The sequence below is a fragment of the Ketobacter sp. MCCC 1A13808 genome (assembly GCF_009746715.1).
In the GTDB taxonomy this organism is placed as follows: domain Bacteria; phylum Pseudomonadota; class Gammaproteobacteria; order Pseudomonadales; family Ketobacteraceae; genus Ketobacter.
Window position 1 is genome coordinate 80,649 of sequence record NZ_VRKW01000011.1, and the last position, 20,871, is coordinate 101,519.

13 protein-coding genes are annotated in these 20,871 nt (G+C 48.9%); 11 read left to right on the forward strand and 2 right to left on the reverse strand.

Translation table 11 applies throughout. The annotated features are described in order from the left end of the window. Positions 1 to 55 precede the first annotated feature (55 nt). The 9 genes from FT643_RS17670 to FT643_RS17710 all read left to right on the forward strand — a co-directional run bounded on the left by FT643_RS17670 (position 56) and on the right by FT643_RS17710 (position 11,473). Entirely contained in the window at positions 56 to 1,579 is a 1,524-nt protein-coding gene (locus tag FT643_RS17670; RefSeq protein WP_156872751.1) for a lipopolysaccharide biosynthesis protein, read from the forward strand. 20 nt (positions 1,580 to 1,599) lie between these two features. Continuing rightward, positions 1,600 to 3,174 carry a hypothetical protein gene (locus tag FT643_RS17675; RefSeq protein ID WP_156872752.1) on the forward strand — a complete coding sequence of 525 codons (1,575 nt, stop codon included), beginning with the start codon at positions 1,600 to 1,602 and terminating at the stop codon, positions 3,172 to 3,174. Positions 3,175 to 3,306: 132 nt separating this feature from the next. Beyond that, complete coding sequence (locus FT643_RS17680) at positions 3,307 to 4,308, forward strand: sulfotransferase family protein (protein ID WP_255473960.1); 1,002 nt, start codon at positions 3,307 to 3,309, stop codon at positions 4,306 to 4,308. Then, complete coding sequence (locus FT643_RS17685; protein ID WP_156872754.1) at positions 4,301 to 5,581, forward strand: glycosyltransferase family 4 protein; 1,281 nt, start codon at positions 4,301 to 4,303, stop codon at positions 5,579 to 5,581. Before FT643_RS17680 ends, FT643_RS17685 begins: the two co-directional genes overlap by 8 nt. After that, positions 5,578 to 6,570: a sulfotransferase family protein gene (locus FT643_RS17690; RefSeq protein ID WP_156872755.1), complete on the forward strand. Its 993-nt coding sequence runs from the start codon at positions 5,578 to 5,580 to the stop codon at positions 6,568 to 6,570. The genes FT643_RS17685 and FT643_RS17690 overlap by 4 nt, the downstream gene beginning before the upstream one ends. A 36-nt stretch (positions 6,571 to 6,606) precedes the next feature. After that, the gene (locus tag FT643_RS17695) at positions 6,607 to 7,749 is read left to right on the forward strand and encodes a DUF1972 domain-containing protein (RefSeq protein ID WP_156872756.1); all 1,143 of its coding nucleotides are present in this window, start codon (positions 6,607 to 6,609) and stop codon (positions 7,747 to 7,749) included. A 91-nt stretch (positions 7,750 to 7,840) separates the two neighbouring features. After that, complete coding sequence (locus tag FT643_RS17700; RefSeq protein WP_156872757.1) at positions 7,841 to 8,683, forward strand: sulfotransferase domain-containing protein; 843 nt, start codon at positions 7,841 to 7,843, stop codon at positions 8,681 to 8,683. A gap of 31 nt (positions 8,684 to 8,714) precedes the next feature. Continuing rightward, a complete protein-coding gene (locus tag FT643_RS17705) occupies positions 8,715 to 10,211 on the forward strand; it encodes a hypothetical protein (protein ID WP_156872758.1) in 1,497 nt (498 codons plus the stop codon). Positions 10,212 to 10,228: 17 nt separating this feature from the next. After that, on the forward strand, positions 10,229 to 11,473 hold the full coding sequence (locus FT643_RS17710) for a glycosyltransferase family 4 protein (protein ID WP_156872759.1): 1,245 nt from the start codon (positions 10,229 to 10,231) through the stop codon (positions 11,471 to 11,473). 106 nt (positions 11,474 to 11,579) lie between these two features. Here FT643_RS17710 and FT643_RS17715 read toward each other — a convergent pair whose 3' ends face one another. Then, positions 11,580 to 14,723, reverse strand: a complete 3,144-nt coding sequence (locus tag FT643_RS17715) for a CRTAC1 family protein (RefSeq protein WP_156872760.1) — start codon at positions 14,721 to 14,723, stop codon at positions 11,580 to 11,582. 716 nt (positions 14,724 to 15,439) lie between these two features. On the opposite strand from FT643_RS17715, the gene FT643_RS17720 reads away from it, so the two are divergent. Beyond that, the gene (locus FT643_RS17720; RefSeq protein ID WP_156872761.1) at positions 15,440 to 18,652 is read left to right on the forward strand and encodes a sulfatase-like hydrolase/transferase; all 3,213 of its coding nucleotides are present in this window, start codon (positions 15,440 to 15,442) and stop codon (positions 18,650 to 18,652) included. 197 nt (positions 18,653 to 18,849) lie between these two features. Beyond that, positions 18,850 to 19,413, forward strand: coding sequence for a hypothetical protein (locus FT643_RS17725; protein ID WP_156872762.1), 564 nt, complete (start codon positions 18,850 to 18,852; stop codon positions 19,411 to 19,413). On the opposite strand, the gene FT643_RS17730 is transcribed toward FT643_RS17725, so the two are convergent. Beyond that, a complete protein-coding gene (locus FT643_RS17730) occupies positions 19,397 to 20,620 on the reverse strand; it encodes an outer membrane beta-barrel protein (RefSeq protein WP_156872763.1) in 1,224 nt (407 codons plus the stop codon). The genes FT643_RS17725 and FT643_RS17730 overlap by 17 nt on opposite strands. Between the last annotated feature and the right edge of the window lie 251 nt (positions 20,621 to 20,871).

The window sequence follows — 20,871 nt, forward strand, 5'->3', positions numbered from 1 at the left end:
GATGGTGTGAATATTAGGTGTTGCTAGTGCTTTTCAATAGAGGAGGTATTCATCAATGAATACCTCCTACACCAAAAACTATGGGTTTTCAGCCATCCGTCGTAGTCTCAGGCCGCTGTTATTAGGCAAAGGCATGCGGCTGTTTGTTACTGTAGCCGTCACGGTTCTGCTGGCGCGATACCTGGAGAAAACCGAGTACGCTGTTTATATCTCATTGCAGGCGTTGATCACTATTGTCGGAATGGTTTCATCCGTCGGTATTCAGCAGTCGATGTTGAGATATATTCCGGAGCTGAGGTCCAGCGGCAATAACCATACCATGTATTGGCTCTTGTCCCGGGGCATGCTGGCCAGAGCTTCTATGGTCATCGTCGTTTTGCTCCTGGGGCTTCCCTTTGCCTTTATGTTCGGCGATGAGCTGGGGCTGGAAACCTGGTTATGGGTACTGCCCTGGTATGCCGGGGTCGGTGTTCTGCGGCTGAGTGCATTTTCGCTTTCGCAGTCGTTAGAGGCGCTGCTCTGGCAGAAGCAGGCTCAGTACGGCATGGCCATAGGCGGGTTCGCTCGTCTGGTGGGCGTCATTGCGGTTATGAAATGGGGCGTTTTGGATCTTTGGGCCGTCGTTCTTATTGAGCTGTTTTCCGAACTTTTATCGCTTGTGGTGATGTCGACGGGCTGGTATTTCAAGCGCTCAGCAGATGCTCAAAGAGCTGAGGGAAATCACAATTGGTGGCAAGAAAACCGGAAGCGGGTAATTAAATTCGGTTTATGGAGTGGACTGCTTAACCAAACCCGAACCCTGTACGGCAGCGCACCAAATCGCTTAGTGGCCGCTCATTTTATGGGGAGTGCTGAGTTAGCGCTGTTCGGCTTTGCTGATAATTTGAATAATATTGCCGGACGGTTGATGCCCACCAACATGATGATGAGCATGATTCGGCCGGTGTTCATCGCGCATTATTCCGAAAAGCAGGATTTCAGCCAGTTGGTCGGGTTGTCCAATCTTGTCTACCGATTGAACCTCAGTCTGTTGGCATTACCGATGACGTTGCTAGTGGTGGTCGGCGAGCCGTTTCTGAACTGGCTGACCGCAGACAAATATGGCGCAGCCGCCTACCTGCTGGCCGGCTTTTTGGCGTTGATGTTAACGGAAGGGTTACGTACGACGTTAGAGCTGCTGGTACAGACGGTCGAGAAAAATCAAATTCTGCTCTCAAACTTAATACAGTCGGGTTCGCTGCTGGTAGCGATTCCGCTTTTCCCCTATTTAGGTTTGTGGTCTTTGATCGTGGTCAATATATTGGGCACGATGTCCGCTAATATCGTTGTTGTACTTTTGTTGCGCAAGCATGGTTATGTTGTTCATTTTGACTACGGCTTGGCATTGTTGGTGGCTTTTTATTCTCTTTTGTCCGGCGCACTGGGCTATTGGTGTTTGACTGTGACGAGTTCGTATCTGTTGGCTGCGGTCGTATCCGTTCTGGTATATATTGCCTGCATGGCAGTAAAGCCACCGTTACTGAAAAAAGAGAAAGAGATGCTTACATCATTAGCTCGTGGCCGGTTGGGCAAAACCTGAATCAGATCAAGGTGAAGTAAATGAAAAGAATTTCAGTGCTCTTTCTGATGATGTTATCCGGGCAACTCTTTGGTCAACCTGAGGGTGATATCAAAGTAACGCCCGCCCGATCAATACAAATAGAGATCGATTCCAAATCCATCGTTCGTGAACAACTACCCAGTGAATTGTTCGGCTTTAATATCAATTATATGTCGTTTCAGAATCAACTCTGGGACAAAAAAAAGAATCAGGTTTACCCGGCCATTGTTGATCATTTGAAATACTTCCCGTCGGCGATATACCGGTATCCGGGTGGGCTGGTGGCGAATTCTTTTTCCTGGGAACAATCCGTCGGGTTGGCCGCACGTCGACCCAAGCAAAATACCATCTTTAAGTCTCCTCCCCAGGAAGCCCTTTTTGGTTTAGATGAATACGTCCAATTTCTGGATCAGGTTGACGGCCGGTTTCTGTATGTCCTTAACCTTGTCGGTAATAACCCGTTACAGCCATTACAGGAATCCGCTGAACAAGAGGTTGCGGATAAAAATAAAGAGCTTGCCCGCTACTTAGCCGAAAAAGTGAAGGGTCAACCACGCTACTATCAATTGGGCAATGAGCTGGACAGAAGTAAATACGAGTGGGATGCGGATAAATACGTAGCCCGGTCACGCAAAACCATTGATGCAATACACTCAGTTGATAAGGATGCCCGGTACATCGCTTTTCTTAGAGACTTTATCTGGAAATATAAGAAGGATAAAGCCCGAGGCAAGAGCGCGCCGGACGCGTATATGAAAACGGTAATGAAGGGGTTGCCGGAGGTTACGGACTACTCATTGCATCACTATTACAATGGCAAGCGCACCGATGGCAGATCGCGCAGCCTGGCGTTCTGGCTCAAATTACTTGAGGAGAGCATACAGGATTATCGGGCGATCCGCGGCCAGGATCCCAACATTTGGATTACTGAACACGCCCGGCAAATGAGCAGCGATAAACCGACCAAAGATCTGACTTCGCAGTTTGTAAGTAATCTCGGCGGTGCATTAAGTACGGCGGATTACATGATTGCAATTGCTCAGATTCCGCAAATAAAAGGCGCCGTCTGGCATGGTTTGAACGCGGGTCCCTGGCAGTTGTTCGACTATAGCGTGCGCTATAAGGATCTTAGGCCGCGACCGATTTATTATGGGCTTCGGGCTTTACGTGAGATGGATCTGCCTATCGTAATGACAACGCACACCTCCAGCACCAATGTGAGCGGGTATCCGTCAGGATACGATGTTCGTGCCGTGGCGTTCAGGGATAAACAGGCTGATCAGTTAGGTCTGTGGGTGGTGAACCACTCCTCGCGACCACAAAAAGCGATGGTGCGTTACCAGCCATTTGCCTCCAAAGACGTGGTAGTGGAACGTTTTTATATAGCAGGTCAGGAAGGAAAAGACGCCGATGATCTGAATCTAGAATTGAATGAGAATGTCATAACTGACAAAACCAGCGCAACCCACTCTAAAGACGGAACTGTCGAGATCGTAATTCCCCCCGCTTCCGTATCCAGTTATGTGATACAACCACAGAAAACCAAGTCTGGTATGTCCACGACGAAAGAATGATTCGCCAATAGGAGTAATTTCGAAACCTGTTCTATTTCGAACAATATTTGGCTGCGGGTACAGATAAATAGGCGGTGTAACCCTACCGTAACTCACATTGATGGACTCTACACAGTGTTAGCAGATAACAAGATGATTTTCGTGACCGGTGCTTCTCGATCCGGAACCACTATGCTCAGCCGAATGCTGGGCCAACACAGCTTAATCAATGGGCTCAAGGAACTGCATTGCTTCGGGGAGCTGGTCGATCCCAACAAGCTGCAAAAGCACATGGACAAACCGCACGCGATTGATTTGTGCACTCAGTTATTAGCAAGAAGCAAACGCGATATCTGGGGGCAGGCAAACGATGAAGATGCCAAGGAAGCGGAGCAGCTTTTGCAGCAAATTGGCAATGAACCGATTGGGGCCGGAGATGTGGTTGCCTTGGCTCTTGATCATATTGCAAAGAGTCACGGCAAGGAAATGGCCTGTGAACAGACGCCACGCAATATTTTTTATGCCGGTGCTTTATTGGAGTACTATCGCCATCTTAAAATAGTTCATATAGTGCGCGATCCAAGAGACGTTCTTGCATCACAGAAAAACCGCTGGAAGCGCAAGCGTTACGGGGGAGACAACATTCCCTACTCGGAAATAATCAGAGTCTGGTTCAATTACCACGCCTATACCATCACCAAACTTTGGGTGAAAGCAACTAACCTCGCATTGCAACTGAAACAACATGAGCGGGTATTTATCCTTCGTTTCGAAGACATCATGTCCGACCCCGAACAGCAAATCAGAAATCTGTGCGCGTTTTTGGATGTGCCCTACGAAAGCGAAATGCTGGATATTGAGCAGATTGGTTCGTCGCACCGGCAGAATACGGATCAACAACGAGGTGTTGTAAAAAAAGCAGTAAACAATTGGAAAAGGACACTAACTCCAGGAGAAGTGGCCATTTGTGAGCGGGTTGCCGCGACTGAAATGCAGGCTTTTTCTTTCCCTGTTAATAAGGACAATTCGTTGCCGAGTTTTTCTGTTGCGAAGCAAATCGCAAAGTATCCATTGCACATCGTGGGTGTGCTGTTATCAAATCCACGTCGCGCGTGGATACAAATACAAGCAATTTTGGGTAAAAAAAATGACTAGTCGCAGTAAGCCGAAGCTGTTATCACTCAACAGTTATCATTATAAAAGGGGTGGTGCAGATGCGGTCTATTTCGAGCACGATGCACTATTTCGCTCCAAAGGCTGGGATACCGGCTTCTTTTCAATGCATCACCCTAATAATGAATCCACACCCTGGGATAAATACTTCGCTGATGAAATAGAGTTCGGCTCTGAATATTCAGCCATCGATAAAATCAAAATGGCTGGAAAAATCATCTATTCACGAGAAGCCGCCTGGAAAATCGATCAACTTATCCGCGACTGGAAACCGGATATTGCCCATGCCCACTGTATTTATCATCATCTATCTCCATCTGTACTTTCAGTGCTCAAGTCCTATGACATTCCCACAGTAATGACAGCGCACGATCTTAAACTTGCGTGCCCGGCTTATAAAATGCTAAATAAAGGCGGCATATGTGAAAAGTGCAAAAACGGAAACCTGATCCACGTGGCCTTGAATCGTTGTCTTCACGATTCTCTGGCGGTAAGCTCTCTCGTTATGCTTGAGTCATCTGTGCACAAATCATTGGGTCTCTATAAACGCAACTTGGATCGCGTGGTGGTTCCCAGCCACTTTTTCGCGAACAAGTTACAGGAGTGGGGGTGGGACAAAGAGCAGCTGGTATACATTCCCAATTATGTCGACGCAGGCGTGTTTGATCCGGTTTATGATCCCGGCGAGTACCTACTCTATTTTGGCCGTTTAGCGCCCGAAAAAGGATTAAAAACTCTGCTTGCTGCGAATGCGAAGGCGGGTAGCCAATTGAAAATCGTGGGCACCGGGCCGGACGAACAGTCAATTAGACGTTATGCGGAAGAAGTCGGAGGCGATGTAGAGTTTCTCGGTTTCTGTGATAAGCAAACGTTGTGGCCGATTGTAAAAAACTCGCGAGCGGTGGTGTTGCCCTCAGAGTGGTATGAAAATGCGCCGATGAGTGTGTTGGAGGCCAATGCCCTCGGAAAAATTGTCATTGGCGCTGACATTGGAGGCATACCGGAACTCATTGAAAGTGAGGTCACCGGGTTTCTCTTTGAGAGTGGTAATCAATATCAGCTGACTGAGGTTCTACTCAAAGTGGGTGCAATGAGCAACAGCAGTTTGTCTGAGATGGGAAGGGCTGCAAGGATACATGTGGCTACAAAGTTTACAATTGAACAATATTCCCAAGCAATGGAGTCGTTATACTCTGCGCTGGGTGTGGCAATTACGTCACAAAGTGCAGTTAGATCCGGAACTCAGTCAACATGATTGGTCAACTTGATAAAATCTACCTCACGTTTGGTAAGCGTAATGCGTTCCACCGTTTAGTGAGTTATTTTTTCTTCGAGGGAAGACCGCATACTACTCGGGGTCAGTTTTTAAACCCTTTTGTGAAAACTTTTTTAAACCTGTTGGCCGAGTTGCCTGGTAGTCCATCTCCGGATCGGCCTATTTATATCACCGGGCTGGGACGATCTGGCACAACTGTCTTGGGGAAAATACTTTCGCTGCACAAAGACGTGGGTTTTCTTAACGAACCTAAGTTGATGTGGTCACTTGCTGATCCACAAACGGATGTATGCGGCGATTATGTTGACTCAAGCGGACGCTTCATGCTGAATCCGGATGATGCTCATGCCGAAACAAAGTTAAAGATCGGAAGAGTTCTATCCAGGTATGCTTTTTTAACCGGTATAAAAAGACCGCTTGATAAGTATCCGGAATTTATTTTCAGGGTTGGTTATCTCAAAAGTATATTACCGACCTCAAAGATTGTATTCATATCACGTAATGGTAACGATGCCGTAGCTTCTGTTGCGCATTGGTCGCAAGACAAGGGTGTGGTAGTCGGTGAAAGAACTGATGACTGGTGGGGCCGTGGGGATATTAAATGGACCTATTTGTGTGATCAGATTTTCACAGTGTTGCCGGAATATAGCGATGTTGCAAAGCTTGATCTAAACAAGCTGGATCATGTCAATAGAGCGGCGTTGGAATGGATTGTAACAATGCGTCAGGGAATCGAAACATTAAATTCCTGGCCGAACGACGTTTATCACATCAAGTATGAAGATCTTGTCAGAGAGCCTGCCATTGAATTGGAAAAGTTGTTGCGTGCTTGCGAATTAGCGCCGTCGGATGACGTTCTTGCTTATTCCCAGAAGGCCTTAAAAGTAAGGGAAAGAAAAGCCAAGCCGGAGTTGGAGGAGACCATCTCTACACTTTTCGATGAAACAATGAGCATGTTGGGTTACTGATAGTCGAAACACTTAATTGTTATTTGGGACAGAATAATGTCGAAGAAAAAACGTTTGTTCATACATGGAATCAGGGGTATTCCAGCGTGTCACGGTGGTTTCGAATCCTTTACTGAGAAGCTCGCGCCTTACTTGGTTGATCGGGATTGGGACGTGACTGTTTATTGTCAGGAATTGGGCAAGGGCAAGTGGTATTCGGACGAGTGGAATGGGGTTAAACTCATTCACGTGCCTGTGTCCCGCGACGGAGCGTTTGGCTCGATCATTTTTGACTGGCTCACGATCAAAGATGCGTTAAAAAAACAGGGTATGAATTTGACGCTTGGTTATAACACCGCCATTTTTTCAATCCTGTTCCGGTTGAAGGGGAAAATTAACCTCTTCAATATGGATGGGGTGGAATGGAAACGCCAAAAATGGTCTTTGCTGAGCCGAGTCTGGTTCTTTATCAACGAGTGCTTGGGGAGTTGGTTGGGGAATCACCTTATTGCTGATCACCCGGAAATAAGCAAGCATCTGCAATCCAGAGTCAGCGAAAAAAAGATTACCGTTATTCCCTATTGCTCGGACCGCATCAACGATGCGGATGAGCGCATTCTTGAGAAATTTAATCTAAAGAAGTATGGATTCTGCCTGTTAGTTGCACGCCCCGAACCTGAAAATTCCATATTCGAGATCGTTAAAGCGTATTCTTCCGAACCGCGAGCCAATCCGCTAGTCGTGCTTGGAAATTTTGATCCTAAAAGCAATGCCTATCATAAAAAGGTCATGGATATTGCAAGCGACGACGTGCAGTTTGTCGGCGCCATTTATGATGAAGCGATTGTGAATGCGTTCCGCTTTTTTACACGACTTTATATTCACGGTCACCAGGTAGGTGGTACCAATCCGTCTTTGGTGGAAACGTTGGGCGCCGGGTCACCGGTGCTTGCGCACGATAATCGTTTTAATCGTTGGGTTGCAGGCCAAAAAGCAGAGTTTTTTAAAGACGAAGATGAGTGCAAAGCGGTGATCAAACGCGTCGATACTGATGACGCTTATATAGAAAAAATGCGCAGTAACAGCTATCAGAGGCATGGGCAAGAGTTCTTATTCAACGATGTCCTGTCCTCTTATGATGAGCTGTTAACCTATTGGCATGAGAAATCCGAGGAGGAGGTTGTTCAGTTTTCAGAATAAGCGCGGGATTGAGATTTTGATCCTTTTCGGCTTTCAGAACCCACGTTGTAAAGCGCAGCTGCAACTAATTCATAATTGATTCGTACATATTATGCCAAAGCCAACTTTTATCGGTATCGGGGCGCAAAAATGCGCCTCTACCTGGATCTATGACATTCTGAAGGACCACCCCGATGTTGCCTTAAGTGAACTGAAAGAGGTGGATTTTTTTTCATACAAGTACGATCATGGCCTGCAATGGTATGAGAACAATTTTTCTGAAGCCGGCACGCAGTCCGTTATTGGTGAAATCTCTCCATCCTATTTTCATGAGCCCGCCGTTCCTGCCCGGGTTTATCGCCATTACCCGGATATAAAGCTGATTGTTTCCCTGAGAGACCCTATAAAACGGGCGGTGTCGAATCACATGCATGAAGTGCGTATCGGGCATCTTAGCGGTGAAGATATCAGCTTTGAAAATGGATTGGCCAACAATCCTACTTATATTGAGCAGGGACTCTATGCGACCCATTTAGAGCGCTGGATGAGTGTATTTCCGCGCGAGAATATATTGATCCTGTTATTCGAAGACGTTATTGCTAACCGCGAAGCCGCGGCGAAAAAGATTTATCAATTTCTGGCTTTGGATGATCAGCACCGTTCGGTGGCTCTGGACACCCGCTCTAATCCAAGCTATGTAAATCGCTATAAGGGGTTGGAAAAACTGAGGAAAGGTTTGCGCAAAACAGTCAAATCTTTAGGCCTGGATTTTCTCTGGAGGTATCTGGCCAAGATGGGTCTGAGCAAGCTGTACAGTGGTGTTAATAAAGTTTCTGCTGCTAAGGCAGTGCCGCCCCCGAAAGAGGCTACGATCCAGAATCTCGCGGTCGAGTTCGACACTGAAATTACGCAGCTTGAATCGATTTTATCCCGGGAGCTCAGCATGTGGCGCTAAATCCGCCGTTTAAAAATGGGGTGTTTTAGTCATGGTACTCAGTGAACAACAGACTGAAAAACTAAAACCCGTTTTGCTATTTGTGCTGGCCACGCTGGGCGCAATAGTAGCCGGGGTCGTTACCTCAAAAGCAGACTTGAAGCTGATACTGCTGTTTGCAGCAGCGCCGATTGGCCTCATCTTCGCATTGTATCCGGTTGCACTATTCGGCATCACGATGTTGATCGCGTATGTACTAGCGGGTTTGGCGCAGCTCTATTTTCCATCATTGGAGTTAATCCGCTGGGCGGTAATACCCCTTTCATTTATTTTCCTGTTGTACATATTAATTGAGTCGTCAAACCAACCTGCGGGTGTTGATCGTAAAAAGAGTTACGACACGCTCGGCTTCCTGTTGATTGCGTTTCTGCTAATTAACGTCTTTGCGGCTGTGATCAATCGAACTTCATTGCTTAATATTGCGATTGGTATGAAAGGCTACTTTCAACTATGGGGCTTGATGTTTGCTATCGCATTTATGAATTGGGATGAGCGATTGATGCGACGCTGGCTGCCCATGTCCATCTTTTACCTGGCATTAATCCAGGTTCCTTTCGCATTGCATCAGTATTTTTTTGTTGCTCCTCTAAGACATTCCATTGCGAAGGGGATTGTGCCTGTTGATATTGTATCCGGCACTTTTGGTGGTTCGATTGACGGTGGTGGCGCCAATGCGGTTTTGGCCGTCTTTATGTTTTCAGTCTGGTCCTGTTTGCTGGCGTTGTGGAAGAAAAGAGGAATCTCAACGGCGGCCACCATACTGATCACTGTAATTGTCTTGTTACCGGTTATGATCAATGAGGCCAAGGTTTCGATCATCTATGCACTTGTGGTTTTTTTCGTGGTGTTCCGGAAAGGCATATTGACCAATTCTGCCCGTTTTCTCGGTGTCACGGTGCTGGTTTTTATCACTGTGGCGGGCCTGTTTTATACCTACGTACAACATGCACCCGAGGGCAAGGTGTCATCCTGGTCCGAACTGATTGTCTACACGGTAGAGTATAATATTTCGAAGGATGAAGCGACGGACGGCAAATTAACCCGCGGTGCCGGTATCGAACTGTGGGCGGAAGACCACGGCTCCATTGCCAACACCGCTTTTGGGTATGGTGTCGGGGCGACGCGTGTGGATTCGCGTAATAATCTGGCTATTAAATTGGGGATAAAAGACCCTCGGAGCTACGGTGTAGGTAATCTGGCAGCAATGGCTGTGTTGTGGGAATCGGGCGTGATTGGATTTTTAATCCTAAATGCCATCTTTGTGGTTGCGTTTACTCATGCTGGCCGGTTAGAACATAGATTTTCTCATGACAGCTGGCTATCGGGTATCTTTCTTGGTATTCAGGGAGCCATAGTCATTCTCTATATCAGTATGTGGCATAAGAACTTTTTTGTGTTTCACATTGGGTATCAAAATATCTTAGTAACCATTTTTGGATTTCTTATTTATTGGTACAAGCGTGGAATGCCGGTGGCAGAGTCTAAATAGTTAAAGGAAGTTTAGAAGTGGTAGAAAAAAAGATAGATGAGAAGGGGCATGATCTGAATTACCTGTTTCTTCTTAGAGAGCCTTTCCCTCCGTTCCGCCCCGATACTGTCATTCTATTTGCCGATGAACTGAAACGCAGGGGTCACCATATTGATTGGATGTTTCAGTCTAAAGAACCTATTCCGGCCTCCTATCATACCACCTGGGATGGCGGAAAAGCCTGGGTTACCGCCACCGACAGGCGCTCAGGCATGTTCGGGAAAATTCAAAAACATCTGCTTGGTTTGTGGATGGATCTTACGATTATTACCAGGGCAAAAACGCGAAAATACGATTTCATTCAGGTGAGGGATCGATTTTTTGGTGCGCTCACGGGGCTGGTCGCGGCCAGGCTGTCTGGTTGTAAGTTTTACTTTTGGTTGTCATTTCCTTTTCCTGAAATGTATGCCTATCGTATTGAAGATGGTGAATCCGATTTTCCGGTGCTTGACCGCTTTCGCAGTGTCGCGTTGAAAGTGATTCTTTATAAAATAATTATGCCCTCTGCTGATTTTGTTTTCGTGCAAAGTGACCAGATGAAAAAAGACGTGGTCGCCAACGGTGTTGACGCCAACAAGATATTGCCGGTCCCTATGGGAATCTCCCTGGCCAAACTGACAGAATGGTCCAAGTTACAACTGGAGCCGGTGAAAGAAGACAGCCCGGTAGTGCTTTATTTAGGAACGTTGGTACGGGATCGTAAGCTGGATTTTTTAATCCGGGTTCATGGTTATGTAATGGAACAGGTTCCCAACGCCAAGTTGTATCTTGTTGGTGGAGGGCAGTGCAAAGAAGATGAGCAACTGTTGTTGGACGAAGCAACCAGGCTTGGCATTCTGGATTCGATTGTATTTACAGGGTTTTTGCCGATGGAGCAGGCTTGGCAATTCCTCAGCCGGGCGAATGTCTGCGTGTCGCCTTTTTATCCGACCCCTATTCTGAACTCAACTTCGCCGACCAAGCTGGTGGAGTATATGGCGTTCGGAAAGCCGGTTGTGGCAAATAATCACCCGGACCAAATTCAAGTTATAGAAAACAGTCAGGCGGGCTATTGTGTCTCCTGGGATGAAAAAGAATTTGCAGACGCCATCATTGCCATTCTGAACAATCCAGAAGAGGCCGGGAAGATGGGAGAAAGAGGGCGACGCTACGTTGAGAAAAATCGCGCTTACCACTCGATTGCTGAACAGCTTGACGAAGTCTACAGGGGCCTATGCCAGTAGTCGTGCCAGTCTAGGTTGGCAGTGGTTGCTCACTACGATTGCAATATAAAAAAAGCGCCGCAAGGGCGCTTTTTTTATGAGAAACCGGATTGGTGATTTCCGGTTTTTACTGACACGCTCCCAGATCGCTTAAATTGAACGGGCCTTCGACAGGTTGCTTGTTTTCACCCACATAAACTTGTGAACCAAAGGGCAAGTCCAGAATGTCGAGACAGGTATCGCTTGTTGCGGGGAATTGGACATCAACTCCGTCAACGCCGCCATTACCCACATACAGGGTGAAATCGACCTCGTTATCATTGGGCACCGAATCCACGATATCGTTGGTTTCAAGCTGATTTCCTGATGCCACCACAAACTCACTGGCGCTTAGTAATCCGCTATACGGTGCCCAGTTGAGTCCGCCAGCGACCGCACGGATATACCAGCTTTCATTTGCATCGTCTGCAGAACAATCCTGCCACACGTATAAGCCGGGTTCCGATTTATTATCATAGGACGGTTCGCCACATTGGGGCGGAATAACCTGCCCGACGCACTGTTCCAGGGTAGTAAGATTAACCGGGTTGGTTAACGCCTTGCGTGACCGCCCCAAATAAACCGGTAAGCCGTTAGTGGTTGAGCTGAAACAGGCATTTTCGGTTGCTACGAAGTCAATACCATCCTGTGCGTTATTCCATACTTTGAGCAGATACTCCAAGGCGTCAGGATCACTTGTATCGATCACATCGCTGGGTTCGATGCTGTAGCCGGAATAATTAATCCCGCCATCCGATTGTATGTGGCCGGTATAGCTGACGCCCGAGGAATCGCCGCCACCGGTGACACGCAAGTGCCATTCGTCACTGCCATCACAGGAGTTCCAAATAAAGACGCCTTGTTCCGTTTTACTGTCATAGTCCGGCTCGTAGCAGGAATCGGAAATAGAACCGCCGCCGCCATTGCCGCCACCATTGTTCCCACCGCCACTGGAATCCGGCTCGCAGGTTGAAAGCTTAATTAAATCGAAAGGCGCTTTTATGCGTTTATGGCTGTCACCGACAATGATGTTGGGGATATCCTGGTTGGTGAAATCAAGACAGGATGTGGTTTGGCTGCCCGTATACAGGTTTATCCCTTTTTCACTTTTGACTTTATTCTGAACTGCGATATCAAAACTAAGCGCATTTCCGGAATTGATAAACAAAATGTCGTCGCCAGCGAGCGATACACCATTGGCGTATTGGAAAGCATCATCACCGTAGATGGCACCGGTGGAGGCGAGTGGGTATGCACTGTGATTGCCACTGTAAAAACGTAATCGCCACTCATTGCTGCGGCCACAGTCTTTCCACATTGTGATGGCGGGTCCATAGGTTTTGGTATAGACAGGTTCACCGCACTCGTCGCCTGGATTTACCACTGTTTGTTCCTCGGGCCCGAGTGTTACAGGTGAAATGTTGCCGCCCTCAGTGGCTTGATAGAGTGCATTTGCGGGTACATTGGAATGGGTATCTACTTCACCTGATGGCCATTTGATGGTGATATCGACCGTGTTATTGGAAGCCAATCCGAAATGGATTCGTTGTGAATTTTGCGACCAGCGATGATAGCCACCGTTCTGTTCACGCAGTTGTGTGACCCCGCCGGCGGTAGCATAAACCATAGCCCCGACACCGTCCCGGTTAGAGGAGACACCCTCTAAATCAATTTCAATCCATTTGTTGCTGTTACCCTTATTTCTCAAAAGACTATAAGGTCCGCCGCTACCCACTGGGTAATAAAGAAGGCCGTTGGTTGCCGCCACATCCATAAACCCATCGACGTCGTAGTCTGCGACCGCGACACTTTCCGCAACGCCATATTCCAGACCCGCACCCACAGGCCCTTCTCCACCGTGAGACAACACTTCGACAAAGGTACCGTCACCTTGGTTATCGAAGTAGCGGTTAGCAAGGTTGTTCACCCCCTGTCGGCAGGCCATGTAAACATCCAGATCCATATCGTTATCGAAATCCGCCGCCACACCGCTGACACAGCTTTTTGCGCGACTGATACCGGTGGTGTGATCAATAGAAAAGCCGGAATCCCCGTTAACCAGGTGGAACACCGGGGTGGGCATTTCTCCGCTTTTTATATCGATCAGTTCAGGCTCACTAATCAGGCTCTCGCTACGCGCCTGCACATAGGCCTGATCCGGAGAACCTCGGGTCACTGTCCATTTGCCGGTACGCGATGAATAGGAAATTCTGACCCCCCCTGGCGATGCGCTGGTGGGTCCGTTGGTGTCGAGCACTACCACCTTCGACTCGGTTTCAACGCCCATCGGGTCATGGTCGACAGTGAACGTGACCTGTCCTTCGGCGGTAAAACTGAATCCGGTAGAAGATCCCCCTCGCATCCAGCCATCAATGCCGTGGTCACTCACCCTGGCTGCGCCCGAACCCCGCAGAGCCCCCCGCATCAGAATGAAGTCGGATTTCAGGTCGTTATTGAAATCGCCGGTCACCGAGTCGATGACGTTGCCGACTTCCGGTACCCGGTTATTGAGTCGATAAAAACTCGAGAAATAACCTCGGGAATAATCGTAGATCTGTTGAGGAAAAACACCCTGGCGACCGCAGATATAGTCGAGGTGGCCGTCATTGTTAACGTCTGTCAGCTGCCCGTAATCACCGTGTCCGGAGCAGCGGTTTAAGTCGTCCAGGGAATAGCGAAAGCGCCATGAGCTGCGCTTCATTAATGTGGATCCCCCGCTGCTTATTTGGTGAACATCAAGCAAGCCGTCGTTGTTATAATCGAACCAGATTGCCATACGCGCCGTCTCGTCGTAATCCAGATTCGCTGAGCTGGCCTGTTCCACATACTTACCACCGGACTCTTGCCGATTCATCAGTAATTGCGCCGGACCTGAGCCGCTGACCGCGATCAGCATATCCTGGTCACCATCATTATCAACATCGGCGCTGGTGGCAGCGTGCTTATCCTCGTAGGTCTTTTTCATCCAAATCTGGTTTGGATCATACTCATTAGCGACATCTTCGAAGGTCCCTCTACCTGTGTTTCGGTAAACCTGGGGATAGTCTCGGTGGCCCTGAATAAATAGATCCGGTCTGCGATCAGCGTTTATGTCGGTCCAGGTTAAACCCCAAGATTCAACATAACCGTCTAATCCGGCTGCTTTGGATTGATCCTGAAATGAGATGGGTGCGGCCGCAACCAGTGTGCTGGAACAGCAAAGCCCCAATAAGAATACAGAACGAGTAAACATAGAATTCTCTCTTAATCCCTTAAAGTTAAAATTGCATGGAGCACAGCCTGCAAGCCATCTTTATGATTGGCTCAGTGGGTGTAACTCACGCCCGGCACACAGCGCAGCAAATCAAGCTGTATCCCTTACACGATCGAAATCTGCGACCCCTAAATTTTGCGTTGGGGGGTTAGTCCGTTGTTCGCCAGGTTTCGGTGTATTTGAGTGTCGTGATGTTTGACAGAGATGAGATGGGCAAAGCCTTTGCCGGATAAGCAAAAAACGCAGCAGCGAACCCAAGTTCGATTGGTGTTTGCATGTGGTGTATCCCCCCTTTTTAAAACCCCAAAACTAGTTCTTTTAATTCACGTCGGAAAGTGCCCATTGTATAACCGAATAAGCAACAATAGATGACAGGTTATTGTATTAAAAACGTAACTGGTTAACATTTTGCGCCGCAATTAGGTTTTTTATTAGACAGTTCGGATGCGAGATAGGTAATATGCAGCCAATACTGCGTTGATTCCGATGTAATCATGCGCAAGTAACGGCCTGGCAATTCCTTACTGAATTAAATCCGAAGCGTTTAATTTAACAACTTCAGTAATTTGAGCGCTCCGGGCCGAATATAGATAGATTTCCCGCTTTTCCTTTTCTCCATATGGCGTCTATAACTTGATTGGAAAATAAGGAATTCTGAAACCGCATTTTGGGTAAAGCTGACAGGGGCACAGGTAGTGAATCATATCGTTGGGTTGGCACGAATGGCAGTGGGCAGGAACCTCGTTTATTCCTTATTGGTTTTAGCCTTTTTTTCTGGTTCATCCTATGCGGACATCGTTTGTGGTGAGCCGAATTGGGACCGGAATTCCGATTCAGGCACTTTTCTGTGGCGCACCTGTGATACCGGGGAGTGGCAGGTGCGGATGGTCGCTGCCGGGCAGACCGGTGCGCAAACCTACGCGGGCCGGGTGCGCGCTGTACAGCCATTTAGCAATCTGGTACCGATCAGTATCGAATCTAACGACGTGTTTACAGCGCCTTCCGGCGCTACGCTGGATTTCGCCTTACGCGTAGGTAGTCCTTGGTACGACGGATTCATTTTTAATACGGCGAATGGCGCAGGTGCGTGTTTCGAACTCGAGCCGGGTACCCCCTCAGGCAGCACTGTATTGGTTGGGCCGGATAGAACGCCGGTTACCGCCCCGTTCGATACCGTGTCTCTGGAGCCATGCGCGCCTGCGCTTTCCGCCTGCGGGAAGCCGGACACCGATATAAGCGATCAGGGCATTTTCCTGTGGCAGGCGTGTGGCGGAAGTGGCAAATGGAATGTGACCGCGTTAGCCCCCGAATCAGGGGGTCCGGCCACCTACACCGGGTCTCTGACCACTACCGGCTCACTTGACGATGTGTCAGGCAGCAGCCTTGAAAACGGCGATATTCTCGACACCAGTAATCCACAGCTGGTCAGCTTCCGTATGAAAACGGTCTCCCCCTGGTATGATGGCTTTACATTCTCGGTTGATGCTGCGGACAGCACCTGTTTTGATATCGCTTCCCCTGCTGGGGCGCCATTATTCATAGGCGCTTATAAAACGGCGGTGGAATACCCGCTGGAGCTAAACACCCTGGCCAGCTGCGGGGCGGTTCAGGCGATGATCGATAACGTGACGATCAGCGAAGGCGATGATGTGGCGATCTTCACGGTCTCTTTGTCCGCAGCAGCGTCAGACACCGTTACCGTTGATTATAAGACCGCCGGAGACACGGCGACGCCAGGCGCCGATTTCGTTCAGACCAGCGGCACACTGGTTTTTCAGGCGGGTGAGCTTAGCCGTTTGATTGAGGTGCCCTTGATACAAGACAGTGAGGCAGAGGGCTCGGAAACGTTTTCAGTGGTGCTCTCCAATCCAGTGGGTGTTGCACTGTCGGACGCCACCGCCATAGGCACCATCAATGACGACGAGATTTCAGCTTGCGGCAAACCCAGTTTCGATTCCGCCACGACGGAGGCTCTGTTTGTATGGCAGGACTGTGATAGCGGAGAGTGGAGCATGCAGGTCACCGGCGGCGGTAACAGCAAGGGTGCCACTTATCTGGGGTGGGTCGAGACAGATCAACAGTTGACCAACCTGTCTGAGTATTCTTTTGAAAGCTCTGATACGCTGGAACTCAACGCCGCGGCGACCCGCCTTCAATATCAGTTAAAGGTCTGGAACAAAGCGCTGGATGGCTTTTCTTTTGAAGTGGACCACCGTGCCAGCGCCTGTTTCTCTTCCCTTGCGTCCTCTTCCGGCGCTGGTGCCACGGTCTATCTCGGGGCGGCACAGTATCCGGTAACCACGCCGTTTGACCTGAACACACTGGGCAAGTGCCAGTCTAACGGGGACGTTAACAAGCCCAATTTTATCGTGATTCTGACGGACGACCAGCGTTTCGATACCTTGTGGGCGATGCCCATCCTGCAGGAAAAAGTGCAATCCAAAGGCACCACATTTGAGCGCGCTTATGTATCGACGCCGCTTTGCTGCCCCTCACGGGGAGCGTTTTTTACCGGGTTTTACCCCTACAATACCGGGGTGCTTGGTAACCCGGGTGATAATGGGGGGGCTGCGTTATTCCAGGATGGCAATACGCTGGCGGTTGCCATGCAGGAGGGGGGCTATCGCACCCAGTTTGTCGGCAAATACCTCAATGGTTATGCGCCCAAGTACGTGCCACCGGGCTGGTCTAGCTGGACCGCGAATAACAGAGGGCCTGCGGGGGATGACTGGAATAGCTTCGACGTTACGCGTGGTTCCAGTGGCAGTTCGTCCTCAGTCGGACAGAGTGTTCACATTGAACAATATGTGACGAATTTCCACCGGGACGAAGTGTTGTCGTTTCTCGGGCAGGTTGGGCAAGACCCGTTCTTTATTGTTTTGGCGCCTTATGCGCCGCATGCCCCGGCCACCCCGGATGCCCCGGACACGGCACTTTTCAGTGACTATGTTTACCGTGGCCGCAGTTATCACGAGTCCGACCTCAGTGATAAGCCCTATTGGGTTGCGAATCCTAACGCCTTTTCCGTGTTGAAAAACCCGGACGATGAATTCCACCGGGATATGTTGAGGTCGTTGCAATCCGTCGACCGCTCCATAGGCGATATCCATGACATGCTGGCTCAGTTAGGGAAGCTGGATAACACCGTCATTATTTTTACTTCGGATAATGGTTTTCTCTGGGGCGAACACAGCATTACTGAGAAAGGCAACGCTTACGAAGAGTCTCTGCTGGTGCCGCTGGTGATGGCGGGTCCGGGAATACCCGTGACGACGGACTCTGAGCATTTGGTCTCTCCCGATCTTGATGTGGCCGCGACGGTAATCGATATGGCTGGTATTGACAGGCCTCAGGCAGATGGTCTCAGTCTGACCCCGCTGTTCGGTCAAGGGAATGTGGATTGGCGTGATGTCCTCGTGCATCAGAGTTGGGGCCGGCATCCGGGCGCATACGGCGTGTGGTCAGCCATATCGAATGGTCGCTGGAAGTTCATAGATAACCCCAATGGCGTTACCGATGAGCTATACGATCTGCAAAATGATCCGTTCGAAGAGGAAAACCAAATTAAAAACAGCGCTCATAGCGCGATTAAAAATTCACTTGCCCAGATGCTTGCTGAAAATCGTGGTGTTTCTACCACGGTATTTGATGCGCCGGGCGGCAAAGTCGGCGAGCGCTATTCCTTTACTCTCAGTGCCTGGGGCGGAACACCCCCTTATAAATGGTCGATATATAATGGGAGGCTGCCGGCAGGTCTGTCTTTAAGTCAGTCGGGCGTCATAAGTGGTATCCCCACTGAAGCGGGTTCGAAAACGTTTAAACTGAAAGTAGTAAGCCAGGCTACGGCAACACAGAGCGGAACGATTCAGCGTCACGTGGAAGACTTTACTATTGTCATTGATCCCTAGCCTGGACATCGTAGAAACAAGCAATAACTTGCTAGCCTGACGCGTTTGCGTCAGGCTTTTTTCCTTCGATGCTGAGATCATGTATTTGTGGGTAAACTCGGCAGGACACACATCAAGTCGTCAATTCAAGAGAACATCATCCTATGACTGGCCGCACTAAATTCAATCAATTCTGTCTAGCGACGATTTTTCTAAGCATGGTAACGAGTAGTCAAGCCGACTCGCTCCACGTAGAAAACCTTACCCATTATGACCAGGTGGTGTTCCAGATCAGTTACCATCATTTGCCTATAACATTGTCGTTTCCCAGCTTGGAAGCGTTGAATAAGGACGCTGCGACAATGAAAATAGGCCTCGGTAAAATGGCGTATTGTGATGAATTCCTGGCCCTGAAAAACCCGCTTGATTACGCCCTTGGCGTTGCAACCGAGAATTTGAATTTTCGTATTCCTGAAACCGTGGCTAGTCTGAATATCAATGTCGGTGAGACGCTTTTTAAAGGCGAGTTACAAGTTATTAAAGAAGTCTGTGACTACGAGGGGGACGCCTATGTGCTATATCATCTGGTGCCTGAAAGTGGTTTCGTGTCCGACGTGCCTCTGACTGAAAACCTGCTCACTAATTTACAATCCACGCCCACTGGCACGTTTGAAGTCAAGTACAGCACCACCAAGGAATTTGATTCCAACGGAGTGCTCGAATGGGACGCAAGCGAGATTAGACGATATGCTGCCGAGGCGATGGTTAGATGGAAGCGTTAACGTAGACGGTAAATTGGTTACGCTCAAAATTATACACGTCAATTGTGGAGTCAACGGCACTGTGCTCAGCTCTGAAGCCCAGGTCAAGCCAGCGACGTAATTCATATTCGATGCTCATGCCTGCACCGGTAAGGTCATCTTCCCGATTGGGAACACTGTCCTCGAAACTTTTATGTCCCAGGCCGATAAAAAGCCGGGAGGTCATTCTGACAGTCCAGTCCATGCTCCATTCTGCCCGGGTTTCCCGAAAATTAACAAAGCTGCCCTCGCCGGTGGATTCCCTGTCTTCTTGCAAACTGGTTAATTGAAAACGGGTGTAGGTGTATGGCTTCCATATCGCGTTCAGCTCCCAGCTCGGACCATTGAAATCCTTTCGATCATGATCCTTAAAATCGATAGATCGGTAGCCTGCTTTAATCGTGCCCTGGGTTTTTGACGTCAGGTCCCAGGTAGCCCCGAGTTGCAATTTTTTAAACTGCCGGTCAAACGAATCTTCTAGGCCTTCGACTGCATCCGGATCATTTATATAATCGGTTGAACCCGCTTGCCCATCGATCAGCAAGCGGATGCCTTTACCCACTCTAAGATAAAAGCTAGTACCGCCGAAGACGGTCTCGTAACTGTGCTTATCAGTTAAACGTTCGAAGTTGGTGTATTCCTTTTCGAGAAAGGAACCCCTGAATACCAGTTTGCCCCGTGAGGACTCAGAACCAATAATGTATTTAGCGACCAACGCTGACTCGTCGTACTCTATTGGGCTATCCACCAGAAAAGCGACTGGTCCATCACTCAAACCGGCTCCCCGATCTTCGTGTCCGGCGTCACGGGACACCTGAAGCTGAATGGTATTGCTGTGATTCAGCTCATAGTTGCTTTTAAACAGCAGGGAGGTGTCGAGATAGTCATCATCTGAACTATCGGAATAAACGCCTTTCTCGCCGGATACGGTTACCGACGCCGAAAAAGACCTCAGGTCACCGCTCACTTCCAGCGCGGGGGCAACGGTCGTCTTCCAGCTATCGACCTGGCTTTGCGGCTGATAGTACAGGTTATCAATATAGGCGTGTTCGACGGCAACCGACGGGGTGAGGTCGAGGTTACCCAAACCAGCGGCCAGACCCTGTTGCATGCAAGCAATCGTGAGAGTGGATATGCCTAACCATTTACCTGAATTGATCACTGCGCCTACGTTAATGTCGAATCCCATGATTTAAGCCTATTACTCCCACTACTTCAATGCAGCCGATGATTCACCGTAATGCCACCGCCTCTGGTCGCTCGCCTGCATTATATCCCCGAAGCGAAATCTGCGGCATAAAATAGCAAACCCTGTACAAAAAGAATACGTGAAACCCGCTGCTGATCCGGATTCTGCGTTCAGGCCAAAGCGCCCCTTAACCTTCACACAGGTCAAAGCACAGTAGAACAGGGGCTAAGCGTTGGGGGAGGGGCGTTTTG

Coding starts and splice junctions, on each gene's coding strand:
- FT643_RS17670 (WP_156872751.1), top strand. CDS start 56: ATGAATACCTCCTACACCAAAAACTATGGGTTTTCAGCCATCCGTCGT.
- FT643_RS17675 (WP_156872752.1), top strand. CDS start 1,600: ATGAAAAGAATTTCAGTGCTCTTTCTGATGATGTTATCCGGGCAACTC.
- FT643_RS17680 (WP_255473960.1), top strand. CDS start 3,307: ATGATTTTCGTGACCGGTGCTTCTCGATCCGGAACCACTATGCTCAGC.
- FT643_RS17685 (WP_156872754.1), top strand. CDS start 4,301: ATGACTAGTCGCAGTAAGCCGAAGCTGTTATCACTCAACAGTTATCAT.
- FT643_RS17690 (WP_156872755.1), top strand. CDS start 5,578: ATGATTGGTCAACTTGATAAAATCTACCTCACGTTTGGTAAGCGTAAT.
- FT643_RS17695 (WP_156872756.1), top strand. CDS start 6,607: ATGTCGAAGAAAAAACGTTTGTTCATACATGGAATCAGGGGTATTCCA.
- FT643_RS17700 (WP_156872757.1), top strand. CDS start 7,841: ATGCCAAAGCCAACTTTTATCGGTATCGGGGCGCAAAAATGCGCCTCT.
- FT643_RS17705 (WP_156872758.1), top strand. CDS start 8,715: ATGGTACTCAGTGAACAACAGACTGAAAAACTAAAACCCGTTTTGCTA.
- FT643_RS17715 (WP_156872760.1), bottom strand. CDS start 14,723: ATGTTTACTCGTTCTGTATTCTTATTGGGGCTTTGCTGTTCCAGCACA.
- FT643_RS17725 (WP_156872762.1), top strand. CDS start 18,850: ATGGTAACGAGTAGTCAAGCCGACTCGCTCCACGTAGAAAACCTTACC.
- FT643_RS17730 (WP_156872763.1), bottom strand. CDS start 20,620: ATGGGATTCGACATTAACGTAGGCGCAGTGATCAATTCAGGTAAATGG.